Annotated in this window: 19 protein-coding genes; 9 read left to right on the top strand and 10 right to left on the bottom strand. The window is 68.3% G+C overall.

Going from position 1 to position 25,471, the window contains the following annotated elements:
- Positions 1-7 precede the first annotated feature (7 nt).
- From cheB to RZR99_RS22840, 7 genes are all read right to left on the bottom strand, one after another.
- A complete protein-coding gene (gene cheB / locus RZR99_RS22870; RefSeq protein WP_323122053.1) occupies positions 8-1,024 on the bottom strand; it encodes a chemotaxis response regulator protein-glutamate methylesterase in 1,017 nt (338 codons plus the stop codon).
- On the bottom strand, positions 1,021-3,324 hold the full coding sequence (locus RZR99_RS22865; RefSeq protein WP_323122052.1) for a hybrid sensor histidine kinase/response regulator: 2,304 nt from the start codon (positions 3,322-3,324) through the stop codon (positions 1,021-1,023). The genes cheB and RZR99_RS22865 overlap by 4 nt, the downstream gene beginning before the upstream one ends.
- Positions 3,321-4,043 (bottom strand): chemotaxis protein CheW, encoded by a 723-nt coding sequence (locus RZR99_RS22860; protein WP_323122051.1) that lies wholly within the window; start codon positions 4,041-4,043, stop codon positions 3,321-3,323. The genes RZR99_RS22865 and RZR99_RS22860 overlap by 4 nt, the downstream gene beginning before the upstream one ends.
- The gene (locus RZR99_RS22855) at positions 4,024-5,493 is read right to left on the bottom strand and encodes a CheR family methyltransferase (protein ID WP_323122050.1); all 1,470 of its coding nucleotides are present in this window, start codon (positions 5,491-5,493) and stop codon (positions 4,024-4,026) included. Before RZR99_RS22855 ends, RZR99_RS22860 begins: the two co-directional genes overlap by 20 nt.
- Complete coding sequence (locus RZR99_RS22850; RefSeq protein ID WP_323122049.1) at positions 5,490-6,002, bottom strand: chemotaxis protein CheW; 513 nt, start codon at positions 6,000-6,002, stop codon at positions 5,490-5,492. Before RZR99_RS22850 ends, RZR99_RS22855 begins: the two co-directional genes overlap by 4 nt.
- A 29-nt stretch (positions 6,003-6,031) precedes the next feature.
- Positions 6,032-7,708 carry a methyl-accepting chemotaxis protein gene (locus RZR99_RS22845; protein WP_323122117.1) on the bottom strand — a complete coding sequence of 559 codons (1,677 nt, stop codon included), beginning with the start codon at positions 7,706-7,708 and terminating at the stop codon, positions 6,032-6,034.
- 260 nt (positions 7,709-7,968) lie between these two features.
- On the bottom strand, positions 7,969-9,063 hold the full coding sequence (locus tag RZR99_RS22840; protein ID WP_323122048.1) for a hybrid sensor histidine kinase/response regulator: 1,095 nt from the start codon (positions 9,061-9,063) through the stop codon (positions 7,969-7,971).
- 575 nt (positions 9,064-9,638) lie between these two features.
- Here RZR99_RS22840 and RZR99_RS22835 point away from each other — a divergent pair.
- The 7 genes from RZR99_RS22835 (at position 9,639) to RZR99_RS22805 (ending at position 17,649) form a co-directional block, all read left to right on the top strand.
- On the top strand, positions 9,639-10,556 hold the full coding sequence (locus RZR99_RS22835; protein WP_323122047.1) for an AraC family transcriptional regulator: 918 nt from the start codon (positions 9,639-9,641) through the stop codon (positions 10,554-10,556).
- Between the two features lie 163 nt (positions 10,557-10,719).
- Positions 10,720-11,655 carry a substrate-binding domain-containing protein gene (locus tag RZR99_RS22830; protein ID WP_323122046.1) on the top strand — a complete coding sequence of 312 codons (936 nt, stop codon included), beginning with the start codon at positions 10,720-10,722 and terminating at the stop codon, positions 11,653-11,655.
- A gap of 19 nt (positions 11,656-11,674) precedes the next feature.
- Complete coding sequence (locus RZR99_RS22825) at positions 11,675-13,195, top strand: sugar ABC transporter ATP-binding protein (RefSeq protein WP_323122045.1); 1,521 nt, start codon at positions 11,675-11,677, stop codon at positions 13,193-13,195.
- Complete coding sequence (locus tag RZR99_RS22820) at positions 13,182-14,189, top strand: ABC transporter permease (protein ID WP_323122044.1); 1,008 nt, start codon at positions 13,182-13,184, stop codon at positions 14,187-14,189. The genes RZR99_RS22825 and RZR99_RS22820 overlap by 14 nt, the downstream gene beginning before the upstream one ends.
- A 44-nt stretch (positions 14,190-14,233) precedes the next feature.
- On the top strand, positions 14,234-15,319 hold the full coding sequence (locus tag RZR99_RS22815) for an alcohol dehydrogenase catalytic domain-containing protein (protein WP_323122043.1): 1,086 nt from the start codon (positions 14,234-14,236) through the stop codon (positions 15,317-15,319).
- A 51-nt stretch (positions 15,320-15,370) separates the two neighbouring features.
- Entirely contained in the window at positions 15,371-16,915 is a 1,545-nt protein-coding gene (locus tag RZR99_RS22810; RefSeq protein ID WP_323122042.1) for an FGGY-family carbohydrate kinase, read from the top strand.
- Positions 16,912-17,649 carry an SDR family oxidoreductase gene (locus RZR99_RS22805; RefSeq protein WP_323122041.1) on the top strand — a complete coding sequence of 246 codons (738 nt, stop codon included), beginning with the start codon at positions 16,912-16,914 and terminating at the stop codon, positions 17,647-17,649. The genes RZR99_RS22810 and RZR99_RS22805 overlap by 4 nt, the downstream gene beginning before the upstream one ends.
- 327 nt (positions 17,650-17,976) lie before the next feature.
- Here the strand turns inward: RZR99_RS22805 and RZR99_RS22800 are convergent, their stop codons facing one another.
- Complete coding sequence (locus RZR99_RS22800; protein ID WP_323122040.1) at positions 17,977-18,867, bottom strand: SDR family oxidoreductase; 891 nt, start codon at positions 18,865-18,867, stop codon at positions 17,977-17,979.
- A gap of 98 nt (positions 18,868-18,965) precedes the next feature.
- Here RZR99_RS22800 and RZR99_RS22795 point away from each other — a divergent pair, with 98 nt between their 5' ends.
- Positions 18,966-19,793: a helix-turn-helix transcriptional regulator gene (locus RZR99_RS22795; RefSeq protein ID WP_323122039.1), complete on the top strand. Its 828-nt coding sequence runs from the start codon at positions 18,966-18,968 to the stop codon at positions 19,791-19,793.
- Between the two features lie 104 nt (positions 19,794-19,897).
- Here RZR99_RS22795 and RZR99_RS22790 read toward each other — a convergent pair whose 3' ends face one another.
- Positions 19,898-21,331, bottom strand: a complete 1,434-nt coding sequence (locus RZR99_RS22790) for an aldehyde dehydrogenase family protein (protein ID WP_323122038.1) — start codon at positions 21,329-21,331, stop codon at positions 19,898-19,900.
- 21 nt (positions 21,332-21,352) lie between these two features.
- On the bottom strand, positions 21,353-22,993 hold the full coding sequence (locus RZR99_RS22785) for an acetolactate synthase large subunit (RefSeq protein WP_323122037.1): 1,641 nt from the start codon (positions 22,991-22,993) through the stop codon (positions 21,353-21,355).
- 860 nt (positions 22,994-23,853) lie between these two features.
- Here RZR99_RS22785 and RZR99_RS22780 point away from each other — a divergent pair.
- Complete coding sequence (locus RZR99_RS22780; RefSeq protein WP_323122036.1) at positions 23,854-25,407, top strand: glycoside hydrolase 5 family protein; 1,554 nt, start codon at positions 23,854-23,856, stop codon at positions 25,405-25,407.
- Positions 25,408-25,471 lie beyond the last annotated feature (64 nt).

Raw genomic sequence — 25,471 nt, 5'->3', positions numbered from 1 at the left:
GTAGCGTCTACCGGAACCGGTTCTTACGTTGCACCAAAGCAATCAGCTGATCGGCGATCCGGTCCAGCGGCAGGATGGCGCTCGCCGCGTCGATCGCGGCGGCGGCCTTCGGCATTCCGTACACGGCGCTCGTCGCCTCGTCCTGCGCGATCGTGTAGTAGCCCTTGGTCCGCATCGCCTTCAGGCCGAGCGCGCCGTCGCGGCCCATGCCGGTCAGCAGCACGCCGATCGCCTCGCCCTTCCAGTGCTCGACGATGCAGTGAAAGAACACGTCGACCGACGGCCGGTACGGCGTTTCCTCCGGGTAGCGCGTGTAGCCCAGCAAGCCGCGCGGCGACAGATTCAGGTGATCGTTGGTCGCGGCGAGCAGCACCTCGCCGCGCTGCGGCACGCTGCCCTGTCGGGCGATCCGGACCGGCAGCAGCGTATGGCCGTCGAGCCACTGCGCCATGCCGATCGCGAACGCCTGATCGACATGCTGAACGATCACGATGGCCGCCGGAAAATCGATCGGCAGACGCTTGAGCAGCGCCGTAAGCGCCGTCGGCCCGCCCGCCGATGCGCCGATCGCGACGAGCGGCGGATAGGTGCCCGGCGGCACCGGCGCCGGCGCGGGCGGCGGCAGGATCGTGGTGCGGGTCGCCAGCAGCCGGCCGATCTGGTCGATCTTATCCAGCAGCGGCGCGGCCAGCACGCCCTGCGCGAGGGTCGGCGTATCGACCGCGTCGAGCGCGCCCGCGCCCATCGCCTCGTAGATATACGACGTATTCGCGTCGACGCTCGCCGTCACGATCAGGATCGCGCACGGCGAGCGCTCCATGATGCTGCGCGTCGCCGCGACGCCGTCCACCTTCGGCATCACGAGATCCATCAGCACCAGATCCGGCGGATTCGCCACGCAAAAATCGACCGCCTGCGCGCCGTCGGTCGCGACCCACAGCACGCGGTGCTCCGGCCGCTGCGCGATCGCGCGGCGCAAAGCCTCGATGGCAAGTGGCAGGTCGTTGACGATGCCGATGTTCATGGCCGGGCGTCCCCAATCAAATCATGGACGGCGTCGAGCAGCGCCTCGTCGTGGAAGCTGCCTTTCGCCAGGTAGTAGTCGGCACCGGCTTCGAGCCCGCGCCGCCGGTCCTCGTCGCGATCCTTGTACGACACAATCATGACGGGCACGGCCTTCAACAGCGGATCGCTCTTGATCAGCGTCACGAGCTCGATGCCGTCCATCCGGGGCATGTCGATATCGGTGACGACGAGATCGAACGTATCGCTGCGGATCGCGTTCCAGCCGTCCATCCCGTCGACCGCGATCGTCACGCCGTAGCCGCGCTTCTCGAGCAGCTTGCGCTCCAGCTCGCGCACGGTCAGCGAATCGTCGACCACCAGCACCCGCTTGCTGCGCTGCGCGAGCGCATGCTGTTCGCCGCGCCGCACCTTGGTCAGCTGGCCGCCGCGAATCAGCTTGTCGATCGAGCGGATCAGATCCTCGACGTCGACGATCAGCACCGGATCGCCATTTTCCAGCAAAGCACCCGCAGCGATGTTTTGAATTTTGTGAAGTCGGCTATCGAGCGGCTGGACCACCAGCATCCGCTCGCCCAGGAAGCGGTCCACGGCAACCCCGTAGGTTTCCGGCTCGCCGCCGACCACCACCACCGCCGTGCTCGGCCGGCTCGCGTCGAGTTCGCCCGCCTCGAGCAGCTGGTGCGCGGTCACGAGCCCGACCCGGCGGTCATCGAGCGGGAAATGCTGCTGCCCTTCCAGCACGTCGATGTCGGCCCGATCCAGTTCGAGCGTGCGGCGCACCTGCACCAGCGGGAACGCGTAGGGCTCGCCGCCCACCTCGACCAACAGGCTGCGGATCACGGAGAGCGTGAGCGGCAGCTGCAGCACGAAGCGCATCCCCTGCCCCGGCTCGTTGAAGATCCGCACCGCGCCGCGCACCGCCTTGACCATCTCCTGCACGGCGTCGAGCCCGACGCCGCGCCCGGACACGTCGGTCACCTTTTCCCGCATCGAGAAGCCCGGCAACAGCAGGAATTCGAGCAGTTCCTGGTCGGACAGCCGCGCGGCGGTCTCCTCGTCGGTCAGGTTGTGCCGGACGATCGCCGCGCGCACCGCGCTCAGATCGGCGCCCGGGCCGTCGTCGAACACGCTGACGAGCAGCGAGCCCGCGCTGTGCCGCGCCTCGAGCGTGATGCTCGCCTCGGCCGGCTTGCCGCGCGCGACCCGCGCCTCGGGCGGCTCGACACCGTGGTCGATCGCGTTGCGCAGCAGGTGGCCGAGCGGCGCATCGAGCATGTCGAGGATGTCGCGGTCGACCTGGGTCGCTTCGCCGACGATCGAGAAGCGCACGCGCTTGCCGAGCGAGCGGGCAAGATCCCGCACTACCCGGGGATACGCGCGGGTCGCGTCGCCGAACGGGCGCATCCGGCATTGCAGCGCCTCGTCGTAGAGCTGCTCGGCGATATGCGTGCTGCGCCGTTCGAAGCGGTCGAGCTCGTCGATGCACGCGGCGAACGCCCGCTGCAGATCGGTCATCATCTGCCGCGCATCGCCGAGCGCGGCGTGCAGGCGCGGATCGAACCGCTCGGGCAGCGCCTCGTAGACGGTATCGAGCACGCGGGCGGCGTCGCGCTGCCCGCGCTTCACGCGCAGCATCGATTCCGCGAACGGCTTGAGCCAGCGCGATTCGACCAGCGATTCGCCGGACAGGCTCAGCAGCCGGTTCAGGCTGTCGGCGCGCACCCGGCGCATCTTGCTCGCGGAACGGTCGAATTCGCCCGGCGCCCCGTCTCGCCCATCCGCATACCGCGCCGGCTCGGGCGATTCCGATACGGGGGCCTGCCCGGTAGCCGGTCCGGAAACCGGCTGGAGCGGCTGAGGCGGCCGGATCGGCTCGGACGGCAACGTGTCGGCCGCCGGTCCGCCTTGCGCGGCCGCATCGAGCGCCGTGGCGAACCGGTCGATGTCGGCCTGCGTCACCGCCGCCGCCGTCTGCGGATCGCCGACCCGCACCAGCAGGTCGACCCCCGCGAGCAGCGCATCGATGTGCGCGGCGGTCAGCACCAGTTCGCCGTGCTGGGCGGCAACGAAGCAATCCTCCATCCGGCCCGCGATGTCGACCCCCTGCGGCACGCCGACGATGCGCGCCGCGCCCTTCAGCGAATGCGCGGCCCGCATGCACGCCTCGAAGGCCGCCGCGTCCCGCGCGCCGTGTTCGAGCGCCAGCAGGTGCTCCGACAGCGCGTGCGTCTGGTTCAGGCTTTCCTCGCGATACAGCTCGAGCAGCGAAAGCCGGCTCAAGTCGTCGTCGACACTCATCGCAGGCTCCGGATCAACGAATCGAACAAGCGGTCCTCGTCGAGCAGCCCGATCGCCTTACCGCGCCAGACGAATACCCCGCGCGAATGGGTCACGCTCGCCCGCGACACGGCCGCCGGCACCGACACCCATTCCGACGGGGTGAAGCGCAGCACGCCTTCGACCTCGTCGACCGGAAACACGACCGGCTCGCCTCCGTGCGCCACCACCAGCATCCGTGTAAACCCGGAGCGGGTGCCGGGCTGGTCGGCGCGTGCGTCGAGATGCAGCAGTTCGGCCAGCGACACGGCGATACGCAGCGTGCCGCGCACGTTGACGATGCCGAGCACGGCGCGATTGCGGCGGTGCGGCAGCGAATGGATCGAACGAGTATCGGTGATTTCGCGCAGCACGCCCGTCGGCAGCGCGAGCCATTCGTCGGCGACGCGAAACGCGAGCACCGAATGCAGCGTCTCGTCCGTCTCGCCGCGCGCCGGGCCCCCCGTCGCGAGTGACGGGCTCGCGGCGCCCGCGAGCCGGGCGGCGGCGCTCAGATCCGCGCCGGTGAGCGGACGGTCGAGCAGCACCGCCGCATTTTTTGCAAATACGGGACAGTTCAGGCAGCGCGAGTACTCGTCGAGCCGCGGGCACGACTGATCGCCGCCGCGCGTACCGATGCGGTTCCAGCAATCGTCGACATCCAGCGTCGTATCGGGGGACTCAACGGCGTCGCGGTCCATGGGTTCCTCTTGAGGTGCCGGCGCCCGTCGGCAGCGATGCCTGATCGTACTGGGCCGCGCGTCGGGCCCGCTGCATCAGCCATTGTGCGCCTGCCCGGTCGCCGGCGACATCGAGCAAAGTAGCAAGGTGTGTCAAGGCTTCGTGGTGGGTGGGTTCAAGATACAACGCTTTACGGTAGAAATCCCCCGCCTCTGTAGCCCGCCCCCGCGCATCCGCGATCAATCCGAGCAGGTAGAACGCGTCGGCGGTGGGGCCTTCCGATTCCGCGAACACCTCGACCGCCTGCTGCGCCGCATCAAACGCGCCCGCGTCGGCCAGTTCCCGCGCGGCATCGAGGGAGCGCACCGGCTTCAGCCCGTGCCCGGGCCACTCGGGCGCCGCCGCGACCGGCACGGACGGCGCCGCGGCCGGCGCGGGCAGCGGCCAACTGATGTCGGCGAACCATTCGTGCACCGGCACGCTGGGCGGCGCCACCAGCGTCGACAGCACGTCGACCGGCGGGACGAACAGCGGCGCCGGCCGCTTCTGGCCGGCGCCGAAGCCGTTGCTGTCCGGCAGCCCGCCGTCGAAGCGGCCGAACCGCAGCGGCGGCGCGTCGGCGGCCGTCGAGCGCCGGAACGCGAACGCCAGCGGGATTTTCGCGGACATCATCCCTTGCCGCATCACCACGCCCGTCTCGGCCGGGCCGACGAACACCATGCCGTCCGGCGCGAGGCGCGCGTCGATCCCGCGCACGACCCGATCCTGCGCATCTTGCTCGAAATAAATGAGCACATTGCGACAAAAAATGAAATCGTACCGCTCCTGGCCGTTCGCGAGCATCTCCAGCAGGTTGGCTTGCCGAAAGCGCACGCAGGCGCGCACCCGCTCGTCGAGCTGCCAGCCCTCCGCCGACGCCTTGAAATGCTGGTCGCGGAATTCGAGCGCATGGCCGCGAAACGAATTGCGGCCGTAGCAGGCCCGCTCCGCATGCGCGATCGCGCGGCCGCTGATGTCGATCCCGTCGATCTCGAAGCGCACCGGGTCGATGCCCGCGTCGAGCAGCGCCATCGCGGCGGAATACGGCTCTTCGCCCGTCGAGCACGGCGCGCTCAGCACCCGCAGCACGCGGGCGGGATTCGCGAACAGCCGCTCGTGCGCGCCGCGCGCGAGCGCGGTGAACGCCTCGCGCTCGCGGAAGAACCAGGTCTCGGGCACGACGAACAGTTCGATCAGCGCGCGCCGCTCGTCGCACGACGTATTGAGCAGCCGCCAGTACGCGTCGACCACGTCTTCCGACACCTGCTGCGCGCGGATCGCGGTCGGCACCGGCCGTTCGGCGTCGCCGTACTGCGTCGCACCGATCCGCTCGAGCAGCGCGCGCGCGACGAAATCGTTGCCGAGCGACGCGGGATCGATGCCGGTTTCGCGGGACAGCCACGCCTGGAAGCGTGGATCGAAGACGTTCATCGCCCGGACCCCGGCGAATCCCCGGGCGAATCGGCGAGCGGCGCCGCCTCGTCGAACAGCAGCGTGCGCGCCGCGCCGTCGAGGATGTGCTTCACCGCGACCCACTGGACGACGCCGTCGGCATCGTTCGCGACCGGGCCGAGCCAGCGCGCGTGCGGCGTGGCGATGCCGCTGTCGTGGAACGCGTCGCGGTCGATCCGGATGGTCTGGGTAGCCCGCTCGACGATCAGCCCGAGCAGGCGTTCGCGCGCCGGCGCCGCCGGCCCGGCCGCGAACGGATAGCGAACCAGCACGAGCCGCGTCGAACGCCACGCGTGCGCGGCGCGGCCGAGCGCGAGCCGCGCCACGTCGATCACGGGGACCGGCAGCCCGCGATGCATCAGGATGCCGGATACCCAGTCGGGCGCGCCGGGAATGGTTTTGGTGGCCGCGAGCGGCAACACCTCGGCGATCTCCGTCGCGTCAAGCGCGTAGCGATCGCCGTTGAGTTCGAACGACAGGAAAAGCATGGCGGTTTCTCGGACGGATTACGCCGTCCTCATGCCTCGACCTTGAAACGGGACACGCTCGTGCGGAGCTGGTTCGCGACGAGCGTCAGATCGTCGATCGCCTGCGACGACTGCCGCAGCGATTCGGCCGTCTGCTGCGCCGCCTCCGAGAGCTGCGACAGCGCCTGCGTGATCTGCTCCGCGCCGCTCGCCTGCGTCTGCATGCCTTCGTTGACCATCTGGAAACGCGGCGCGAGCGTCTGCACCTCGGCGATGATCTGCGACAGCTGGCCGCCGACCTGCTGCACGTCGCGCATCCCGCGCCGCACCTCCTCGGAGAACTTGTCCATCCCCATCACGCCGGCCGAGACGGCCGACTGGATTTCCTTCACGGTCTGCTCGATGTCGTAGGTCGCGACGGCCGTCTGATCCGCCAGGCGGCGGATTTCGGTCGCCACCACCGCGAAGCCGCGGCCGTATTCGCCGGCCTTCTCCGCCTCGATCGCGGCGTTCAGCGACAGCAGGTTGGTCTGGTCGGCGACCTTGGTGATCGTCGCGACCACCTGGTTGATGTTGATCGCCTTCTCGTTCAGGATCGCGAGCTTCGCGTTCACCGAACCGGCCGCGTCCATCACGCTGCGCATCGTCTCTCCCATCCGGGTCAGGCCGCTCTGGCTCACGCCGGCGAGCGTCGCCGACTGCTCGGCCACGCCCGACACTTCGTTCATCGTGCGCAGCAGATCGCGCGAGGTCGCGAAGATCTCGCGCGACGTCGCGCCGATCTCGGTCGTGGTGGCCGCCGTCTCGTTGGCGGTCGCCTGCTGTTCGCGCGACGTCGCGGCGATCTCGGCCACCGAAGTCGTCACCTGCAGCGACGATTGCTGCGCCTGCGCCACCAGCGCGGTCAGTTCGTCCGCCATCCGGTTGAAGCCGGTCTCGAGCGTGCCGAATTCATCGCCGCGGCCCAGATTCAACCGCTGCGTCAGGTTGCCGGTGCGCATCACGTCGTGCACCTCGACGAGCCGCGCCATCGGCACCGTCACCGCGCGGTACAGGAAGTAGCCGAAAGCGAGCGCGGACACCAGCACGACGCCCAGCGCGACCGCGAGCGTGACCACCGTGCCCTGCACGGATTCGCGGATCAGCCGCGCCGACTGTTCGGCGAACGACCGGTTCTCCTGCACCAGGATGTTCGCGTCGCGGATCACCTCTTCCCAGACCGGCGTGACCTTCGCGTACGCCGTCTGGGCGTCGGCCTTCGAGCCGCGGGTTTTCTGCACCGCGTCGTTCAGCAGCGGCAGGTAACGATCGTAGGCAGCCCGAAAGGTGTTGAAGCGCTCGCGGTCGTCGTCGCGGAACGTGGCGTTCTGGTAGGCGACCGACAGCTTGTCGAATTCCTCCAGCACGCCCGGCAGCTTGCCGAGGTCGCGCCGCGCGGTATCCGCGTCGTCGTCGACGAAAATCGCGCGCTGCAGCGCGCTGTACGACTCGTTCGCGGCAGCCCGCAGCGACGATGCGAGATACACGCCGGGCAGGGAGTCCCGCTCGATGCTGACGGCTTCTTCGTTGATCGCGCGCAGCCTGACGTAGGACAGCGCCGCGGTGAAGACCATCAGCACGAACAGCACGCCGAAACTGATCAGGATCCGGTTGCCCAGCGTCAGGCGGCTGCCGGCGAGGGATTGATGAAGGCTCTCATTGCCTGCGCGAGGCGTCACGGTGGCCATGTTCTGTTTGGCTTTCAAGAAAAGCGTTTAAAAAAGCTCCAGGCATCGAGCCGGAGCGGTCGCATCAACCCAAATACTGCAATGCTCAACGCCCTTCGCGATCACATCCGCCATGCCGGGGACAAGGATCGGTCGGGGGTGAACCGACCCTAGGCATGACTTGAATACTTTATACCTGCTAAAACCGAACGAAGCGAGATTCGGTTGGACGCGCGGCATGCGCGCGACGCGGGACGGCGTCGCCGCCCGGCCCCGGCGGATCACGCCGGCGGCGCCTCCTTCGGGAGCTTGAGCCCGGCCATGAAACCGCGCGACGTATAGCGCATCAGGATTTCCCCGCGATGTTTCGCCGCCGTCGCGCGCACGAACGCGAGGCCGAGTCCGAAGCCGCTCTTCTGCGCGCCGTTGGCCGGCACGAGCCGCACGAACGATTCCGTCGCCGAATCGCGCAGCTCGGGCGCGATGCCCTCGCCCTCGTCCTCGACGCAGATCAGCCAGCCGTCGTCGCCGTCGGCGAGCAGGCAGCGGACCTCGGAACCCGCCGGTCCGTATTTGAGCGCGTTGTCGATCAGGTTCGCGACCGCGCGCGTCAGCATCATCCGGTCGCCGATGCACAGGCACTCCACGTCCGGCACCTGCGCGCCGACCCGGCTGCCGAGGCTGCCGGCCTTCTCCCACAGCTGGTCGACCGCGTCCAGCACGATCTCGTTGAGGCTCACGATCTCGCTCGGCCGCTTCTCGGACTGCGCGCGGGTCAAGTGGATGAAGCCGTCGGCCAGCGCGAGCGCGCGCCGCGCGTGCGTCTCGATCCGCTCGAGGATCGGCGGCACCGTGCCGTGCTCGTTGCGGTAGACGTCGAGCAGCGCGAGGATCGAGGTCTGCGGCGAACGCATGTCGTGCGACAGGAAGTCGAGCACTTCGTCGCGCTGGCGCAACGTCAGATAGGAACTGGAGTGATAGCGGATACGCGCGATCAGTTCGATCGCGTCGGGCAGCTTCACCAGATAGTCGTTCGCCCCGGCGACGAACGCCGCCCGCTTCACCACCGGCTCCTCCTTCGCCGACAGCACGATGATCGGCACCTTCGCGGTCTGCGCATCGGCGCGCCATGCTCGCACCAGATCGAGTCCGTCGATGTCGGGCATCACCAGATCCTGCAGGATGACGGCCGGCTTGACCTCGCGGGCGACCGCCATCGCCCGCTGCGCATCGGTGCATACGTGCAGCACGATGTCGCTGTCCACCATCAGCGAACGGCGAATGACTTCTCCGACAAAAGCCTGATCATCGACGAGCAGCACCGAAATGCCGGATTCCATCGAATTTAACGCATTATCCCCAGTCGATTCTTTCATATAGTTAACTAGCACTACTTAATCGTTGCCTTTCCCGCGAACGAAATCCATCGTTCGCCGCCGTGCTGGCCCTGAATCATTGAGCGCTGGGCCACCGTTTTGCACGAAGTGTACCTAGCTTGCTCTCATTATTTCTCAAATTAATTATAAGCCGCTGATTTTAAATGAATTAAGACTAAGACGCTTATCTCGTCACGGCTCCGTCTTCGAGTGTGTGTTCGAAATCGAATCAATCGTCCGCCCGATGAAACGGCAAGGTTCTCAATCCGCTTCGACGTGCCGCGTGTCGGCTATTGCATTGCACAATTTTTGACGCGAAATCCCCGATGCGCCGGCGCGATGCAAAAAAGTATCAGTCCACGGTTTCAATTTTGGTGGCCGCTCGAACACCGCTAGGCTACTTTTCGTGTTAACGATGACAGAACGATGATCGCCCCGCACTCAGGGGCGACGCCGATATGGAGACACAGCCATGACCCCGGTTCACGCCGCCGCGCGCCCGCGCGGTTCTTCCGATTTCCCGGCCCCGGCGGGCCGAGCCGGCGCGTGACGCGGCGGATTCAGGAGAACGCGCGATGCAACCCGATCTCGAGCTCGTGGCCGTGCGCCGCGACGAATCCTTCAAGGTCTGGTCCCACGGCTACCCGTACCGCACGGTGCGCTGGCATTTCCATCCCGAATACGAGATCCACCTGATCACGGCCACCACCGGCAAGATCTTCGTCGGCGACTACATCGGCAGCTTCGCGCCGGGCAACCTGGTGATGACCGGCCCGAACCTGCCGCATAACTGGGTCAGCGACGTGCCGCCCGACACGACGGTCGACGAGCGCTGCCTGGTGCTGCAGTTCGGCGCGGAATTCATCGCGAAGTGCATCGACGTCTTTCCCGACATGCGCGGCATCGAATCCATGCTCGCCGACGCGCGCTCGGGACTGCTGTTCCCGGTGGAAGCCGGCGCCGCCGCGCAGCCGCTGCTGGCCGGGCTGCTGCATGCGCGCGGCCTGCGCCGGGTCGTGCTGTTCATGCAGCTGCTCGAACTGCTGGCGGACTGCGGCGCGCGCCGCCAGCTCGCCAGCGTGTCGTGGCACGCCGATCCGTCCGGCTACGCGTCGACCCGGATCAATCACGTGCTGGCGTACATCGGCGAGCACTTCGCGCAGCCGCTGCACGAAGCCGATCTGGCGCAACTCGCGGGGCAAAGCGTCAGCGCGTTCTCGCGCTATTTCCGCCGGCATACCGGCCTGCCGTTCGTCCAGTACGTGAACCGGCTGCGCATCAACATGGCGTGCGAACTGCTGACGACCGACACGCTGAGCATCACCGACATCTGCTACCGGGTCGGCTTCAACAATCTGTCGAATTTCAACCGGCAGTTCCTGCAGCTGAAGGACATGCCGCCGTCGAAGTTCCGCGCGTACCAGCAACTGAACGAACGCCGCGCGGCCGGCCCGCCGGCGCGCAACCCGAGCGAGGCGCGCGCCGCCGGCTAGGCGCGCCCTCTCCCCCTCCCGTTTCGATCCGGACGCCAGGCGCCACGCCTGGCGCGGGTGAAGCCGCGCCCGCATTTCGGAACGCCGCCGCCGAGCGCCCCGGCGCGACGCGGCAACGGCCAAGCCGCGGCTGATTCGACAATCACGACATACGGAGACATCCATGTTGACGAAGACTCTCTTTTCCGCGCGCCCCGTCGCGACGACGCTCGCGTGCGGCGCGGCGCTGCTGATCGCGGCCGCTCCCGCGTCGGCCGCCGCGCCGCTCAGGATCGGCATGACGTTCCAGGAACTCAACAATCCGTACTTCGTCACGATGCAGAAGGCGCTGAACGACGCCGCCGCGACGCTCGGCGCGCAGGTGATCGTCACCGACGCGCACCACGACGTCGGCAAGCAGGTGAGCGACGTCGAGGACATGCTGCAGAAGAAGATCGACATCCTGCTCGTGAATCCGACCGATTCGACCGGCATCCAGTCGGCGATCACGGCGGCGAAGAAGGCGGGCGCGGTCGTGGTCGCCGTCGATGCGAACGCGAACGGGCCGGTCGATTCGTTCGTCGGCTCGAAGAATTTCGACGCCGGCGCGATGTCCTGCGACTACCTCGCGAAGGCGATCGGCGGCAGCGGCGACGTCGCGATCCTCGACGGCATCCCGGTCGTGCCGATCCTCGAACGCGTGCGGGGCTGCAAGGCGGCGCTCGCGAAGTATCCGAACGTGAAGATCGTCGCGACGCAGAACGGCAAGCAGGAGCGCGCGAGCGCGCTGTCCGTCACCGAGAACCTGATTCAGGCGCACCCGTCGCTGAAGGGCGTGTTCAGCGTCAACGACGGCGGCTCGATGGGCGCGATCGCCGCGATCGACGCGTCCGGCAAGGACATCAAGCTGACCAGCGTCGACGGCGCGCCGGAGGCGATCGCGGCGATCCAGAAGCCGAACTCGAAGTTCATCGAGACCTCCGCGCAGTTCCCCCGCGACCAGGTGCGCATCGCGCTCGGCATCGCGCTGGCGAAGAAGTGGGGCGCCGCCGTGCCGAAAGCGATTCCGGTCGACGTGAAGCTGATCGACAAGCGCAACGCCCAGGGCTTCAGCTGGTAGGCGCGACGGGAGGAGTCCGATGAACACGGTACTGAAGCTGTCCGGCATCGCCAAGCGGTTTCCCGGCGTGCAGGCGTTGCGGCACATCGACCTCGACATCGAACGCGGCGAGATCCACGCGCTGCTCGGCGAGAACGGCGCGGGCAAATCGACGCTGATGAAGATCCTGTGCGGCATCCACCAGCCGGACGAGGGTGCGATCGAGCTGGACGGCGCGCCGCGCACGTTCGCGGACTACCACGACGCGGTGGCGGCGGGCATCGGCATCGTGTTCCAGGAATTCAGCCTGATTCCGGATCTCGACGCGGCCGACAACCTGTATCTCGGCCGCGAGCTACGCACCCGCTTCGGGCTGCGCGACCGCGCGCGGATGCGCGCGCACGCGGCCGCCATCTTCCGGCGGCTCGGCGTCGCGATCGATCTCGACGCGCCGGTCGGCACGCTGTCGGTCGCGCAGCAGCAGTTCGTCGAGATCGGCAAGGCGCTGTCGCTCGACGCGCGCATCCTGATCCTCGACGAGCCGACCGCGACGCTCACGCCGGCCGAAGCGGCGCATCTGTTCGCGATCATGCGCGACCTGCGCCGCCAGCAGGTGTCGATGATCTTCATCTCGCATCACCTCGACGAGATCTTCGCCGTCTGCGACCGCATCACGGTGCTGCGAGACGGACAGCGGGTCGGCATGACCCCGGTGGCGGATACCGACGTCGGCCGCCTCGTCGAAATGATGGTGGGCCGCCGGATCGACCAGAGCTTTCCGCCCAAGCCGGCGCCGCGCGCCGACGCGCCGACTGTGCTCGACGTCCGCGCGCTGCAGTTGCACCGGCACGCGCCCGTGCTGCGTTTCGCGCTGCGCGAGGGCGAGATCCTCGGCTTCGCCGGCCTCGTCGGCTCCGGGCGCACCGAGACCGCGCTCGCGATCATCGGCGCGAGCGCCGCGTACCGCAAGGAGATCCATGTCGGCGGCCGCGCCGCGCGGCTCGGCGATCCGGCCGCCGCGCTTGCCGCCGGCATCGGCATCCTGCCCGAGAGCCGCAAGACGGAAGGGCTCATCACGCCCTTCTCGATCCGCGACAACATCTCGATCAACAACCTCGGCAAATACCGCGCGTGGCGTTTCCTGCTCGACGGGCGGCGCGAGGCGCAAGCGACCGCCGACATCATGCAGCGCATCGGCGTGAAGGCACCGTCGATGGACACGCCGGTCGACACGCTGTCGGGCGGCAACCAGCAGAAGGTCGTGATCGCGCGCTGGCTGAACCACCACACCCGCATCCTGATCTTCGACGAGCCGACCCGCGGCATCGACGTCGGCGCGAAAGCCGACATCTATCAACTGATGCGCGCGCTCACCGCGCGCGGCTACTCGATCATCCTGATCTCGTCGGAGCTGCCCGAGATCGTCGGGATGTGCGACCGGGTGGCCGTGTTCCGTCAAAGCCGCATCGAGGCGCTGCTCGAAGGCGACGCGATCGATTCGCACAGCGTGATGACCCATGCGACCACCGGCGCTCAAGGAGCCGCACATGAACCTGCCTGATTCCTCCTCCTCGCCGAACCCGGCCCCGGCCGCCGCCCGCGCGGTGCCGCATCGCATCGCCCGCTGGTGGGCGAACGCGCGCCGCTCGACGGTGTGCTATCCGCTGCTCGGGCTGCTGGCCGTCTGCGTCGCGATGACGCTCGGCAGCGACAGCTTCCTGTCGGCCGCGAATCTCGAGAACGTGCTGCGCCAGGTATCGATCAACGCGATCATCGCGGTCGGCATGACCTGCGTGATCCTCACGGGCGGCATCGACCTGTCGGTCGGCTCGGCGATGGCGCTGTCCGGCACGCTCGCGGCGGGCCTGATGGTGGCCGGCATGAACGCGGCGGCGGCGCTCGCGACCGGCGTCGCGATCGGACTGGGCCTCGGCATCGCGAACGGCTTCTTCGTCGCGTTCGCCGGCATGCCGCCCATCATCGTCACGCTCGCGACGATGGGCATCGCGCGCGGCCTCGCGCTGATCTACACGGGCGGCTATCCGATCGACGGCCTGCCCGACTGGGTCGCGTTCATCGGTAGCGGCAAGGTCGCCGGGATCCAGACCCCGGTGCTGATCATGCTGGCCGTGTACGCGATCGCGTGGCTCGCGCTCGAACGGATGCCGTTCGGCCGCTACGTGTACGCGATCGGCGGCAACGAGCAGGCGACCCGGCTGTCCGGCGTGCGGGTGGCGCGCGTGAAGCTGATCGTCTATGCGGTGGCGGGCCTCACGTCGGCGCTGGCCGGGATCGTGCTCACGGCCCGCCTGATGAGCGGCCAGCCGAACGCCGGCGTCGGCTTCGAACTGGACGCGATCGCGGCCGTCGTGATGGGCGGCACGTCGATCTCGGGCGGACGCGGCTCGATCGTCGGCACGCTGATCGGCGCGCTGCTGCTCGGCGTGCTCAACAACGGCCTCAACATGGTCGGCGTCAACCCCTACGTACAGAACGTGATCAAGGGCGGAATCATCCTGCTCGCGATCTACATCAGCCGCGAACGCCGCCGCTGAGCGGACGGCCGCACCCTTTCCTCCCCGCTTCGCCAGGAACCGTCATGACAGACCGAAACACCCCGCAGATGACCGCCGTCGTCTGCCACGCCCCCGAGGATTACCGCGTCGAGCAGGTCGACCGGCCGCGCGCCGGACCGAACGAGCTCGTGATCCGGATCGCCGCGTGCGGCATCTGCGCGAGCGATTGCAAGTGCTACGCCGGCGCGAAGATGTTCTGGGGCGGCCCGAGCCCGTGGGTCAAGGCGCCCGTGATCCCGGGCCACGAATTCTTCGGCTTCGTCGACGAACTGGGCCCGGGTGCCGCCGAGCATTTCGGCGTGCACGCGGGCGAGCGCGTGATCGCCGAGCAGATCGTGCCGTGCGGCAAATGCCGCTACTGCCGCAGCGGCCAGTACTGGATGTGCGAGGTCCACCATATCTTCGGCTTCCAGCGCGGCGTCGCCGACGGCGGCATGGCCGAATACATGCGGATTCCGGCAACCGCCATCGTGCACAGGATTCCCGACGGCATCTCGATCGAGGACGCCGCGATCATCGAGCCGCTCGCGTGCGCGATCCACACCGTCAATCGCGGCGACCTCCAGCTCGACGACGTCGTCGTGATCGCGGGCGCCGGGCCGCTCGGCCTGATGATGACCCAGGTCGCGCACCTGAAGACGCCGAGGAAGCTGGTCGTGATCGACCTGGTCGACGCCCGTCTCGACCTGGCGCGCGAGTACGGCGCGGACGTGACCATCAACCCCCGCGACGACGATCCGCTCGAGATCGTCAAGGCGCTGACGGACGGCTACGGTTGCGATGTCTACATCGAGACGACCGGCGTGCCGGCAGGCGTCACGCAGGGGATGGACTTGATCCGCAAGCTCGGGCGCTTCGTGGAATTCTCGGTATTCGGCGCGGAGACGTCGGTCGACTGGTCGATCATCGGCGACCGCAAGGAACTCGATGTGCGCGGCGCGCATCTCGGCCCATACTGTTACCCGATCGCGATCGACCTGCTCGCGCGCGGGCTCGTCACGTCGAAGGGCATCGTCACGCACGACTTCACCCTCGCCGAATGGGACGACGCGATCCGGACCGCGAAATCGCTCGATTCGATCAAGGTCCTGCTGAGGCCGTCGCGATGAGCCGCCCGCGCCGGCCCGCCCGCCTTCCCGCGGCACACTGACGGAGCACGCATGGAATACGTCATCGGCGTCGACATCGGCACGCAGAGCACCAAGGCGCTCATCGCCGACCGCCACGGCGCGCTGGTCGCGCAGCACGCATCGCATTACCAGCCGGACACGCCCAGGCCGTTCTGGGCCGAGCAGTGGCCGTCGGTCTGGCGCGACGCGCTCGCCGACAGCGTCGGCCGCTGCGTCGACGATGCGCGCGCGCGGGGCATCGCGCCCGCATCGATCCGCGCGCTGTGCATCAGCAGCCTGTACGGCGGCTCGGGCATCCCGGTCGACCGCGCGATGCAGCCGCTGCATCCGTGCCTGATCTGGATGGACCGGCGCGCGACGGCCGAGGTCGACTGGATCCGCCGGCATGTCGACGTCGAGCGGCTGCAGGCGATCACCGGCAACGGCGTCGACAGCTACTACGGCTATACGAAGATCCTGTGGCTGCGCGAGCATGCGCCGCAGGTGTGGGCGAACACCCGCTGCTTCCTGCCGCCGAACGCATACCTGGCCTATCTGCTGACGGGCGAAGTCGCCGTCGACCACAGCGCGGCGGGCAACCTCGGCGGCGTCTACGACGTCGCGCGGCGCGGCTGGTCCGCCGAGGCGCTGGCGATGCTCGGCATTCCGGCGGCGATGATGCCCGAGCGGCTGGTCGACTCGTCGGAGCCGGTCGGCACGCTGCTGCCGGAATGGTGCGAGCGGCTCGGACTGGGCGCGGATACGCAGGTGATCGCGGGCGGCGTCGACGCGGCGGTCGCGACGTTCGCGGCCGGCGTCACGCGCACCGGCCAGCACGTCGCGATGATCGGCACCAGCATGTGCTGGGGTTACGTCGACCAGACCGCCGACGCGCGGCACGGCCTCGTCAGCATGCCGCACGTGTTCAACGGCGCGCATGACCTGTACGTGTTCGGCGGCGCGATCGCCGCGGGCGCCTCCGTGACCTGGTATCGCGAGCAGTTCTGCCACGCGGAGGTGGAAGCCGCGCGCGCGACGCCGGACGGCGACCCGCACCGCCTGCTCGAGGCGCAGGCCGCGCGGGTGCCGGCCGGCGCGGGCGGCGTCACGTTCCTGCCGTACCTGATGGGCGAGCGCAGCCCGGTATGGGACGCGCAGGCGAGCGGCGCGTTCGTCGGGCTCAGCCTGTTCCATACGCGCGCGCATCTGTACCGCGCGGTGCTCGAAGGCGTCGCGTTCGCGCTGCGGCACAACATCGAGGCCGGCCGCCTCGGCACCGGGACGCTGGACGACCGGCTGATCGTCGTCGGCGGCGCCGCCCACTCCGATCTGTGGATGCAGATCATCGCCGACGTCACCGGGTTCCCCGTGTGGACCCTCGAACAGGACGTCGAAGCCGCGATGGGCGCGGCGCTGCTCGCCGCGCTCGGCGCGGGGCTCGTCGATCGCGACGCCGCGCGGCGCGGCTGGGTCACGCTCGCGGAACGCGCGCGCCCCGATCCCGTCCGGCGGGCGCTGTACGACGAACGCTTCGGCGTCTACGCCGATCTCTATCCGGCATTGCGGCCGCTCATGCATCGGGTCACGCCATCATGAAGATCCACTGCGATTTTTCCGGGGCGTCGGTGCTCGTGACCGGCGCGTCGAGCGGCATCGGGCGCGCCGTCGTCGAGGCGCTGTGCGCGAGCGGCGCGCGCGTGATCGCGGCGGCGCGCGGCGCGGCCGCGCTCGACCGGCTCGCCGACGCAACCGGCTGCACGCCGCTCGCGCTCGACGTCGGCGACGAAGCCGCGATCGAACGGGCATTCGACGGCCTCGCGCCGCTCGACGGGCTGGTCAACTGCGCGGGCGTCGCGCATCTCGCGGCCGCGGTCGACACGACCGGCGCGGCGTTCGATACGGTGATGGCGGTCAACGCGCGCGGCGCGGCGCTGGTCGCGCGGCAGGCGGCGCGCGGGATGATCGCGGCGCGGCGGCCGGGCAGCATCGTGAACGTGTCGAGCCAGGCGGCGCGGGTTGCGCTCGACGGGCACCTCGCCTATTGCGCGTCGAAGGCGGCAATGGATGCGATCACGCGAGTACTGTGTCTCGAACTGGGGCCGCACGGGATCCGCGTCAACAGCGTGAACCCGACGGTCACGCTGACGCCGATGGCGCAACAGGCGTGGAGCGAGCCCGCGAAGCGCGACGCCGCGCTGCGCGCGATTCCGCTCGGGCGCTTCGCCGAGCCTCGCGAAGTGGTCGATCCCATATTGTTTCTGCTGAGCGACGCGGCTTCGATGATCAGCGGGGCGACGCTGCCGGTCGATGGGGGCTATACCGCGTGTTGAATGCGGGCAGAGTCGCCGGAATCGAGGAATGCGCGCTCGCGCTGAACGGCAGTCCTTGTCTTCGTGCGGGCCGATTCATGCAGCGCCCGGGGGTACCTCATCCCGCCCTCGAGCCGGTTCGTATCGTGGCGTGCGAAGCGGCCGTTCGCCGGAAAGCCCGAGGGACCGCGAGCGAGCCGCCTTGTCGCGAACGCGACCGGCAGCGGCCGGCGAAACACGCCGCGCGCCGCGTCAGGACGATCGATCGTCGCATGCGCGGCGCCGGCCGTCGGCCGGCGCCGCGACCATCGGCGAATACATCACCCGCCGTGGGCGCCGCCCCGCGACTCATGCGGCATAACGCGCTTCGTCGAGATCGGCGATCAGCGTCGGGCCCGTCGGCCGCCACGCCAGCCGCGCCTGCGTGAGCGCGCTGGAGGCCGGCATGTCCATGCCCGCGAATATCGCCAGCCATCCGAAATGCGCGGCCACGTCCTCCGGGGCGATCGACACGACCGGCAGCTTCAGCCCTCGCCCGAGCGCCTCGGCGATTGCCCGGCCGCTGATGCCTTCTTCGCCGACCGCGTGATAGCGCGCCCCCGGCCGACCGGCTTCCGCCGCGAGCCGGTAGAGTCGCGCGGCATCGGACAGGTGGCCGGCCGGCCAGCGGTTGAGGCCTTCGCCCACGTAGGGCACGGCGCCCTTTTCGCGGGCGAGCGCGATGAGCGGCGTGATGAGGCCTTGCCTGTACGGGTTGTGAACCTGCGGCAGCCGCACCACCGATACGTTGATGCCCTGCTCCAGCAGCGCATGCCCGGCCAGCTCGGACGCGATGCGCGGATTGCGATGGCCGGCGTCGAAGACGTCTTCGATGGCCGGCTCGCCCGGCCGGCCGCCGCCCATGCCGGTGCCCGACGTGATCACGAGCGGCCGCCCGGAGCCGGCCAGCCCGGCGCCGAGCGCGGCGATCGCGCGCCGGTCCTTCTCGCAGTTCTCGACGAACTTCGAGAAATCATGGTCGAAGGCCGTGTGAATCACGGCGTCCGCCTTTTCCGCGCCGCCGCGCAGGCTCTCGATATCCTCGAGCGTGCCGCGATGGACATCGGCGCCGGCGGCGGCGAGCGCTTGCGCGCCCGCATCCGACCGGGTCATGCCGGTGACGCGATGCCCTGCCTTGATGCATTCGGCAACGAGCGCCGAGCCGATGAAGCCGGTCGCGCCGGTAACGAAGATACGCATGGTGAGATCTCCTGGTTCGTGACCCGCTCATTGTCCGATCCTTGCTTATCCCGTTAAAGTAGTGACCTCATCATAGTAAAAGGACTAACAGGGTCATCATGCCGGTCAACCGATCCCTTTCGCTGGGCGATTTCCTGAAAAGCCGCCGGACGCGCCTGGATCTGGCCAGCTTCGGATTCTCGGGACGCAGGCGGACGCCCGGGCTGCGCCGGGAGGAGGTCGCCCAGCGCGCGAACATCAGCCCGACCTGGTACACGTGGCTCGAACAGGGGCGCGGCGGCGCGCCTTCGGCGGATGTGCTGGACCGGATCTGCGGCGCGCTGATGCTGACCGACGCGGAGCGCGAGCATCTGTTCATGCTGGGGCTGGGACGGCCGCCCGAAGTCCGCTACAAGGCGATCGACGGCGTCAATCCGCGGCTGCAGCGGCTGCTCGACACGCTCGACGCCAGTCCCGCCCTCATCAAGACCGCCACCTGGGACGTCGTCGCGTGGAACCGTGCCGCGGCCGTGGTGCTGACGGACTACGGCGCGCTGCCGCCCGGCCAGCGCAACATCCTGCGTTTCCTGTTCCGTCATCCGGACGTTCGCGCGAAGCAGCACGATTGGGACAGCGTCGCCCGTTTCGTCGTGGGTTCGTTCCGGGCGGACGTGGCGCGCGCCGGCCTGGTGTCCGAGGCCGGCGAACTGGTCGACGAACTGTGCCGCACCAGTCCGGAATTCGACGCGCTGTGGCGCGACAACGAGGTGCTGAGCCACGGCGACGGAAACGCCGTCAAGCGCCTCGAGCATCCCGTGCTCGGCCTCGTCGAACTCGAACACTCGGCGTTTGCCGTCGACGGCCGGCCGGACCTGAGCATGATCGTCTACACCGCGCTCGACGGCGATGTCGCCCGGCGGATCAGGCTGCTTGCCGCGGCAGCGTGAAAGAGGCGGCCGCGGCCCGCTGAACGCGCCGGTCGCGCGGCGGTGAATCGCCGATAACCGGGGGCGGCGCGGCCTGTCCGCGACCGTCCCCCGGCCACCGCCCCTTACCGCTTGCGCACCACCATCAGCCGCAGTTCCGTCATGTCCTCGATCGCGTAGCGGATCCCTTCCCGCCCGAGCCCCGAATCCTTCACGCCCCCGTACGGCATGTTGTCGACACGGAACGACGGCACGTCGTTGATCACGACTCCGCCCACCTCCAGTTCGTCCCACGCCCGCTGCGCATGCGCCAGCGAATCGGTGAACACCCCGGCCTGCAGGCCGAAATCGCTGTCGTTCACGCGCGCGAGCGCTTCGCCGAAATCGGAGAACCGCTCGAGGATCGCCACCGGGCCGAACGCCTCCTTCCGGTAGAGATCCTGCTCGCGGCCGACGTTTTCCAGCAGCGTCGCCTCGAACATCGCGCCGTCGACCTTGCCGCCCGCGACGATCTTCGCGCCGGCCGCGACCGCCGCATCCATCCAGCCCGACAGACGGCGCGACTCCGATTCCGAGATCATCGGTCCGACGAAGGTCGCCGGATCCTTCGGATCGCCCATCTTCAGCGAGCGGGTCTTCGCGATCAGCTTCTCGCGCAGCGCGTCGTAGAGATCCGCGTGCACGAGAATCCGCTGCACGCCGATGCAGCTCTGCCCGGACTGGTAGTAGGCGCCGAACGCAAGCCGTTCGACCACGTAGTCGAGCTGCGCGCCCTGGTCCGCGTCGACGATCGCGGCGGCGTTGCCGCCCAGTTCGAGCACGACCTTCTTCTTGCCGGCCTTCTTCTTCAGATCCCAGCCCACCGCGGGCGAACCGGTGAACGACAGCAGCTTGAAGCGTTCGTCGGTCGTGAACAGGTCCGCGCCGTCGCGATGCGCGGGCAGCACCGAGAACGCGCCTTTCGGCAGATCCGTCTCGGCCAGCACCTCGCCGATGATCAGCGCGCCGATCGGCGTGCGGCTCGCGGGTTTCAGCACGAACGGGCAGCCGGCGGCCAGCGCCGGCGCCACCTTGTGCGCGGCGAGATTCAGCGGGAAGTTGAACGGCGAGATGAACGAGCACGGGCCGACCGGCACGCGCTTCGTATAGCCGGTGTAGCCGCGCGCCCGCGCGGAGATTTCAAGGTTGACGATCTCGCCGCCGAGCCGCACCGCTTCCTCGGCCGCGACGCGGAACGTATCGATCAGCCGCGTGACCTCGCCCTTCGAATCGTTGATCGGCTTGCCCGCTTCGATGCACAGCGCCTCGGCCAGCTCGTCGAAGCGCTCGCGAAACCGCGCGACGCAATGATCGAGCACCGCCTGACGCTGGTAGGCGGCCATCTCGCGCAGCGGCTTCTCGGCCTGCACGGCCGCCGCGATCGCGGCATCGATCGCCTTCGCGTCGGCCAGCGCGACGCGGGTCGCGACCTTGCCGCTGTACTTGTCGGTGACGTCGAGATCCGTGTTCGCGTACACAGCCTCGTTGGCCAGGTAATACGGATAGGTTTCCTTCAGCATGGGATGGCTCCGTCCGGTTGATTACAGCTGCGCCGACAGGCGCTTGATCTCGCGATTCAGCACGCGTTCGTTGTCCGAATAGTCGATCGGCACGTCGATCACGTGCACGCCGGGCGACGCGAAGCACTCGCGCAGCAGCGGTTCGAGCTGCTCGGCGGCTTCCACCCGGTGGCCGTGCGCGCCGTAGCTCTGCGCATACGCGACGAAATCGGGGTTCTGCAAGGTCATCGCGTAGTCGGGGAAATTCATGTTCTCCTGCTTCCAGCGGATCATCCCGAACGCATCGTCGCGGATGATCATCACGACCAGGTCGAGCTTGAGCCGCACCGCCGTTTCCAGCTCCTGCGAATTCATCATGAAGCCGCCGTCGCCGCACACCGCGATCACCTTGCGCTGCGGATGCACGATCTTGGTCGCGATCGCCGACGGCAGGCCCGCGCCCATCGATGCGAGCGCGTTGTCGAGCAGCAGCGAGTTCGGCTCGTGCGCGCGCCAATATCGGGCGAACCAGATCTTGTACATCCCGTTGTCGAGACAGACGATGCCGTCGACCGGCAGCGACCGGTACAGGTCGTGCACGATCCGCACCGGATACATCGGGAAGCGCGGGTCGTGCTGCCCCTTCGCGAGATGCGCGTCGAAGTGCGCCTTGATCATCTCGAAGCGCGCGAAATCCCAGTGCGCCTGCGGCGCCAGCGCCTCCTTCATCTGCCACACCGCGTTCGCGATGTCGCCGACCACCTCGATCTGCGGGAAATACACCGGATCGACCTGCGCGCCGAGAAAGTTCACGTGGATCACGGTCTTGTCGTCGCTGCGCATGAAGAACGGCGGCTTCTCGATCACGTCGTGGCCGACGTTGATGATGCAGTCCGCATGTTCGATCGCGCGGTGCACGAAATCGCCGTCCGACAGCGTCGCGTTGCCGAGCCACAGCGGATGGGTCTCGTCGATCACGCCCTTGCCCATCTGCGTCGTGAAGAACGGGATGCCGGTCTTGTCGACGAATTCGAGCAGCATCTTGCAGCTGGTCTTGCGATTGCCGCCCGCGCCGATCATCAGCAGCGGATGGCGCGCCGCCTGGATCGCCTCGACCGCCCGCGCGACCGCCTTTTCCTCGGCCACCGGCCGGCGGCTGTAGCTGGCCGGAATCGGCTGGCCGTCGCCTTCCTCGTGCGCGATATCCTCGGGCAGCTCGAGGTGGGTCGCGCCCGGGCGCTCCTCCTCCGCGCGCCGGAACGCCTCGCGCACCGCCGACGGGATATTGCCGATCGACACGATCTGCCGCGTCAGCTTGGTGAGCGGCTGCATCATGTCGACCACGTCGACGATCTGGAAGTGTCCCTGCTTGCTCGACTTGATCGGCTTCTGGCCGGTGATCATCAGCATCGGCATCCCGCCCAGCTGCGCATACGCGGCGGCCGTCACGAAATTGGTCGCGCCCGGCCCGAGCGTCGACAGGCACACGCCGGTCCGGCCTGTCAGGCGACCGTAAGTCGCCGCCATGAATCCCGCCGCCTGTTCGTGGCGGGTCAGTACGAGCTTGATGCGGGAACGGCGGAGGGATTCGAGCAGATCGAGGTTTTCTTCGCCGGGAATGCCGAACACGTATTCGACGCCTTCGGCTTCCAGCGCCTTCACAAACAGATCCGATGCTTTCATGGGGACTCTCGGTTGGTGCCGCTCGCCCGGCCTACGGGCGGCGCGGCGTTAAGCGACGCACCCGCCGGCCTACGGCGCGCGCGACTCGTTACCTTCAAGACACAAGCAGACAAAAGCCGGGAGGAAATCCGCCGCGCCATGCCGCACGCGGCGCGGCCTCCGGTGAACGGAGGCCCGCGGGATGCGCCGGTCCGCCCGGCAAGCGGGGAACCGGGACAGCCGACTGTCTGGATTGTAGAAGATTGGGGGAATCGGCGCTTTCGCAAGCCCGCGGCGAGGCGGCGGCGAGGCGGCGGCGAAGCGGTGTCGAAACGCCCGCGGCGCCCGGCTCCCGGCGGGCGGCCGTCACGCATCGCGGCAACCCGTCCGCCGCGGCGGCGAACCCGTCCAACCCGCCGGACCGGAAACGCTCACGCGGCCCCGAACCTTGCCGGAACGACGGAGCGGCCCCACCGAATGCCGCTCGGTTTCATTCGTCCCATGAAAAGAAACGCCCGAAGATGAACCGGATGTCTCTCGCCTCGTGCACGGCCTCGACAAGACGGCCGGGACGCGCATCGTCGGAACCTCGCATGCCGGCCTCTCCGTCGGGAACCCGCGAACCGGCGACGGGCGCCGCGCCGGCTCCGATATGCAAGGCAACGCACAGATGCAAGCACCGAAGGCCGCCGTGTCGCCTTGATAAGCCCCGATCGATACGCTAACCTCAATACGCCTATTTTCCGTACACCTATTTCGGCGTATCCGCTCGCGCCGGTATCGCGTCAGCGCCCTTCGCCTTCAATCCACCCGAGATGCGACATTGCATCGGCCGTTCGCCGATGCGTGCCATCGACTCACGGAGCCCGATACATTCAGTCATGCTTATCAATAAGACAAGAATCATCCTGCTCTGCGTCATCCTCGGCCTGATCGGGATGCGCCCGGCTTTCTCGCAGACCCAGACCAATACGCCCGTCACCGGCGTCGATCTCGGCGGGGAAATCTTCGACATCATCAGTCGCAACCCCGCCAATCCGACCCAGGCCATCAACAACTACATGGCCGGCGTCGCCGCGATGAACGTTCACTGGGTGCGCATCACGATCGGCTGGTGGCAGATCCAGCCGTCGCAATCGTGGATCATCCCCTTCGATCCGAATCCCGGCGCGGCCAGCGGCCTGACCTGGGGCACCACGGATACCCTCGTCCGGGCGGCCCGCAACAACGGCCTGCGGGTTCTCGGCGTGATTACGTCCACCCCGCGGTGGGCAGCCAATTCGGCCTGCCCGAGCAGCTATCGGCAGGCGAGCGGCGCCTACTGGCAGTGCGCGCCGGATCCCACCGCCTATACGAACTTCGCGAAAGCGGCCGCGAAACATTACGGCAGCGACAGCTACGGCGGAAGAATCGACGCGTGGGAAATCTGGAACGAGCCGAACTGCGGCGTCAGCTTCATCCCCCACGATCCCGGGCTCTATACGCGGATCCTGCGGAGCGTCTATCCGGCCATCAAGCAGGCGAACCCCGGAGCCTATGTCTATGCGGGCGGCAGTTCGGGATGCACCACCTCCCCGAACAACGGGACCGGCGCGCTGCCGCCGAACGGCGTCGCCGGCCTCGTGGGCTCGACGAATCCGGCCTACCCGGCGCCGACGCAATGGGAACCGCGCGACTGGCTCGCCGCGATGTACGCGAACGGCGCGCGCGGCTATTTCGATGCGCTCGCCCATCATCCCCACTGCCATAGCGACGACTGGCAGGCGCCCGGCAATCAATGTCCGAGCACGACGCTCAACTCCACGTACCCCGACTACTCGAACCCGTTCAACATCATGTGGCACACGTTCGCGTCCCCGTCCTACGGCTGGCCGAACAGCAACGGCTACACCTTCGCCAGCTACACGGGAACGAGCCTGCGCGATCTGATGAGCGCCAACGGCGACGGAGGGAAGGCCATCGCGATCACGGAGTTCGGCGTGGCGACCACCGCGTCGGACGGGGCCACCAATTTCACCGGTCGGCTGGGCGGCAATTCGCAGCAGTACACGAACGCCAACTTTCAGACCCTGGCGCCGTCCTATCTGACGCAGGCGAACCAGGCCCGCGAGTACCGCCAGATGATGGCGTGGGTCGCGAGCCAGCCCTACGGCCAGTACGGGCCGGTCTACGCGTACAGCTACTCGGACATGGCGCTGTCGTCGTCGTACAGCGTGGATATCTACGAACCGTATTTCGGCCTCGCGACCCTCTCGCCCACGACCGGCACGACCGGGACGGCGGGGCCGCCGAAGATCGCCGGCACGTCCCAGCCCGTGTCGGGGCCGTACTATCCGGCGTGGCCGAACTTCGGCGCCGCCGCCACGGCGGCGGCGGGCAAAGCGGCCGGGTATGCGCCGATCGGGCCGGGCTGGTACAACGCGCAGGGTAAATAGACCGACGAGGCAGCGCGCCGTCCTCGCCGCGCCGCCGGACCCGCCCGCCTCATCCGCGTCGCAA

It is taken from the genome of Burkholderia alba, from assembly GCF_034721475.1.
In the GTDB taxonomy this organism is placed as follows: Bacteria; Pseudomonadota; Gammaproteobacteria; order Burkholderiales; family Burkholderiaceae; genus Burkholderia; species Burkholderia alba.
The sequence above is the reverse complement of the archived record's forward strand: the minus strand, read 5'-3'. Positions and strand labels throughout refer to the sequence as shown.

Coding starts and splice junctions, on each gene's coding strand:
- cheB (WP_323122053.1), bottom strand. CDS start 1,024: ATGAACATCGGCATCGTCAACGACCTGCCACTTGCCATCGAGGCTTTG.
- RZR99_RS22785 (WP_323122037.1), bottom strand. CDS start 22,993: ATGAAAGCATCGGATCTGTTTGTGAAGGCGCTGGAAGCCGAAGGCGTC.
- RZR99_RS22800 (WP_323122040.1), bottom strand. CDS start 18,867: ATGCGTATCTTCGTTACCGGCGCGACCGGCTTCATCGGCTCGGCGCTC.
- RZR99_RS22850 (WP_323122049.1), bottom strand. CDS start 6,002: ATGCTTTTCCTGTCGTTCGAACTCAACGGCGATCGCTACGCGCTTGAC.
- RZR99_RS22830 (WP_323122046.1), top strand. CDS start 10,720: ATGTTGACGAAGACTCTCTTTTCCGCGCGCCCCGTCGCGACGACGCTC.
- RZR99_RS22820 (WP_323122044.1), top strand. CDS start 13,182: ATGAACCTGCCTGATTCCTCCTCCTCGCCGAACCCGGCCCCGGCCGCC.
- RZR99_RS22790 (WP_323122038.1), bottom strand. CDS start 21,331: ATGCTGAAGGAAACCTATCCGTATTACCTGGCCAACGAGGCTGTGTAC.
- RZR99_RS22835 (WP_323122047.1), top strand. CDS start 9,639: ATGCAACCCGATCTCGAGCTCGTGGCCGTGCGCCGCGACGAATCCTTC.
- RZR99_RS22845 (WP_323122117.1), bottom strand. CDS start 7,708: ATGGCCACCGTGACGCCTCGCGCAGGCAATGAGAGCCTTCATCAATCC.
- RZR99_RS22865 (WP_323122052.1), bottom strand. CDS start 3,324: ATGAGTGTCGACGACGACTTGAGCCGGCTTTCGCTGCTCGAGCTGTAT.
- RZR99_RS22815 (WP_323122043.1), top strand. CDS start 14,234: ATGACAGACCGAAACACCCCGCAGATGACCGCCGTCGTCTGCCACGCC.
- RZR99_RS22860 (WP_323122051.1), bottom strand. CDS start 4,043: ATGGACCGCGACGCCGTTGAGTCCCCCGATACGACGCTGGATGTCGAC.
- RZR99_RS22825 (WP_323122045.1), top strand. CDS start 11,675: ATGAACACGGTACTGAAGCTGTCCGGCATCGCCAAGCGGTTTCCCGGC.
- RZR99_RS22855 (WP_323122050.1), bottom strand. CDS start 5,493: ATGAACGTCTTCGATCCACGCTTCCAGGCGTGGCTGTCCCGCGAAACC.
- RZR99_RS22805 (WP_323122041.1), top strand. CDS start 16,912: ATGAAGATCCACTGCGATTTTTCCGGGGCGTCGGTGCTCGTGACCGGC.
- RZR99_RS22810 (WP_323122042.1), top strand. CDS start 15,371: ATGGAATACGTCATCGGCGTCGACATCGGCACGCAGAGCACCAAGGCG.
- RZR99_RS22795 (WP_323122039.1), top strand. CDS start 18,966: ATGCCGGTCAACCGATCCCTTTCGCTGGGCGATTTCCTGAAAAGCCGC.
- RZR99_RS22780 (WP_323122036.1), top strand. CDS start 23,854: ATGCTTATCAATAAGACAAGAATCATCCTGCTCTGCGTCATCCTCGGC.
- RZR99_RS22840 (WP_323122048.1), bottom strand. CDS start 9,063: ATGAAAGAATCGACTGGGGATAATGCGTTAAATTCGATGGAATCCGGC.